Here is a 2,204-nt window from a genome sequence, read left to right as displayed (position 1 = left end):
GCACGTCGCTCCACTCCGTCGTCCCCTCGACTGCGAGACCGAAGGTGACGGCGGGGTTGATGTGGGCGCCGGAGTCCGCGGCGACGTAGACGCCCGAGAAGACACCAAGCCCCCAGCCGAAGTTGATGAGTAGCCAGTTGCCCTGCAGCGGGCCGCGCATGTAGCCCTTGTTGCTCGGTAGGAGGACGTTCGCCACGACACCGCAGCCGAGCAGGACGAGCATGCCGGTGCCGAGAAGCTCCGTGTAGACGATCTCCCAGAAGTCCAGGTTCATGGACGCCTCCGTTTCGTCGAACGGGCAACGACCGTCCGGGCCTCCGGACATCGCGTCGTTGCGATCTGTAACTGGACGGTAACCGGTCAGTGTGGCCTCCGTCACTGTCTTTCGTTCGACAATGTCGACCGCTTTGGTCACACGTGGCGCGGTTTGTCCCGAAGATCCTCGGCGTCGCCACGGTCTCTACTCGGATTCCGCCACTGACGCAGACGGCCGGGCGGCGTCGCCCAGCAGGCTCTAGGTCTTGATCCACCCGAAGGTGAGCTCGACGGCGCGTCGCCAGTTCTCGTACTCGGACTCGCGGTGCTCGGCGTCCATGTCCGGCAGCCATTGACCCGCCCGGTGCCAGTTGGCACGCAATCCCTGCAGATCCGGCCAATGCCCGACAGCGAGCCCGGCGGCGTAGGCCGCGCCGAGGGAAACCGTCTCCGCGACCATCGGCCGCACGACCGGCACGTCGAGCACGTCGGCGAGGAACTGCATCAGGAAATGGTTCGCGGTCATGCCGCCGTCCACCCTGAGCGTCGCCAGATCGAGCCCCGAGTCGGCGTTCATCGCCTCCACGACGTCCTTGGTCTGCCATGCCGTCGCCTCCAGCACGGCACGTGCCAAATGGCCGCGATTGATGTAGGACGTGAGCCCGGCGATGACGCCCCGGGCCTCGCCTCGCCAGTGCGGAGCGAGCAGGCCGGAGAATGCCGGGACGACGTAACAGCCGCCGTTGTCGGTCACCGTCCGGGCCAGCGTCTCGATCTCCGGTGCACTGCTGATGATGCCGAGCTGGTCACGGAGCCACTGCACCAGTGAGCCCGTGACCGCGATGGAGCCCTCGAGCGCGTACACCGCCGGCTCGTCGCCGATCTGGAAGCCCACGGTGGTGAGCAGACCATGCGTCGAGCGCACCGGATCCGTACCGGTGTTCAGAAGCAGGAAGCTGCCGGTGCCGTACGTGCATTTCGCCTCGCCCGCCGCGAAACAGGTCTGGCCGAACAGGGCCGCGTGCTGGTCACCGAGGACGGCGGTGATCGGGATACCGGGGACCGCTGCCGTCGTACGGCCGAAGTCGAATGTCGAGGAACGGATCCCCGGCAGCATCGCCGGCGGGATGTCGAAGAACTTCAGCAGCTCGTCATCCCAGGACAGGGTGGTCAGATCCATGAGGAGCGTCCGGCTGGCGTTGCTGACGTCGGTCAGGTGCACCCCGCCGTCCGGTCCTCCAGTGAGCTTCCACACCAGCCAGCTGTCCATGGTGCCGAAGAGGACGTCGCCGTTCTCCGCACGCGCCCGCAGCCCGGGTGTGTGGTCCAGTGCCCAGCGGATCTTAGGGGCGGAGAAATAGCTGGAGATCGGCAGACCACAGCGTTGGATCACCTGCTCCGCTCCGGGCGCTCTCGAGAGCTCCTCGACCAGGGCTTGTGTCCGGGTGTCCTCCCAGCCGATCGCCCGGCCGATGGTGACTCCTGTGTGCCGGTCCCACAACACGGTGGTTTCGCGCTGGTTGGCTATGCCGACCGCTGAGATCTCACCGACCGAGACGCCCGCCTGGGCCAGAGTCTGGGGAACTATCCGCTCGACGTCCCGCCAGATCGCCTCGGCGTCGTGTTCCACCCAACCGGGCCTGGGAAAATGATGCCGGTGCTCCCGCTGGACCACGGCGGCCAGCCGGCCGCGGTAGTCGAACAGGATGCACCGCGTGGATGTCGTCCCCTGATCGATGGCCATCACGTAACGCTGCACTGTCGAGCTCTCCTTTGAGTCTCGTCATCAAGACGCGCCGAGGTCCCGCGAGATCGCACGTGCCGCATTACGCACCTGCTCGACCGTGACGCGGTCGTACTGTCCCTTACTGTCGCAGAGCCGTTCCGCGGGGCCGGAGACGCCGATGGCACCCACGACGAGGCCACCGTTGCCGCGGACGGGTGCGGCG

3 protein-coding genes are annotated in these 2,204 nt (G+C 66.8%); all 3 read right to left on the bottom strand.

Going from position 1 to position 2,204, the window contains the following annotated elements; all coding sequences use genetic code 11:
* Nucleotides 1-274: aquaporin (locus tag ELR45_RS40995; protein WP_240759819.1), on the bottom strand; the 274-nt coding region annotated here is incomplete at its 3' end.
* Nucleotides 275-514: 240 nt separating this feature from the next.
* On the bottom strand, nt 515-2,014 hold the full coding sequence (gene glpK / locus ELR45_RS17560) for a glycerol kinase GlpK (RefSeq protein ID WP_205856780.1): 1,500 nt from the start codon (nt 2,012-2,014) through the stop codon (nt 515-517).
* A 27-nt stretch (nt 2,015-2,041) separates the two neighbouring features.
* Nucleotides 2,042-2,204 (bottom strand): IclR family transcriptional regulator domain-containing protein (locus ELR45_RS42785; protein WP_420813902.1); only part of this gene is annotated, 163 nt, incomplete at its 5' end.

This window comes from Phytoactinopolyspora endophytica (genome assembly GCF_004138495.1).
Classification (GTDB): Bacteria; Actinomycetota; Actinomycetes; order Jiangellales; family Jiangellaceae; genus Phytoactinopolyspora; species Phytoactinopolyspora endophytica.
The sequence above is the reverse complement of the archived record's forward strand: the minus strand, read 5'-3'. Positions and strand labels throughout refer to the sequence as shown.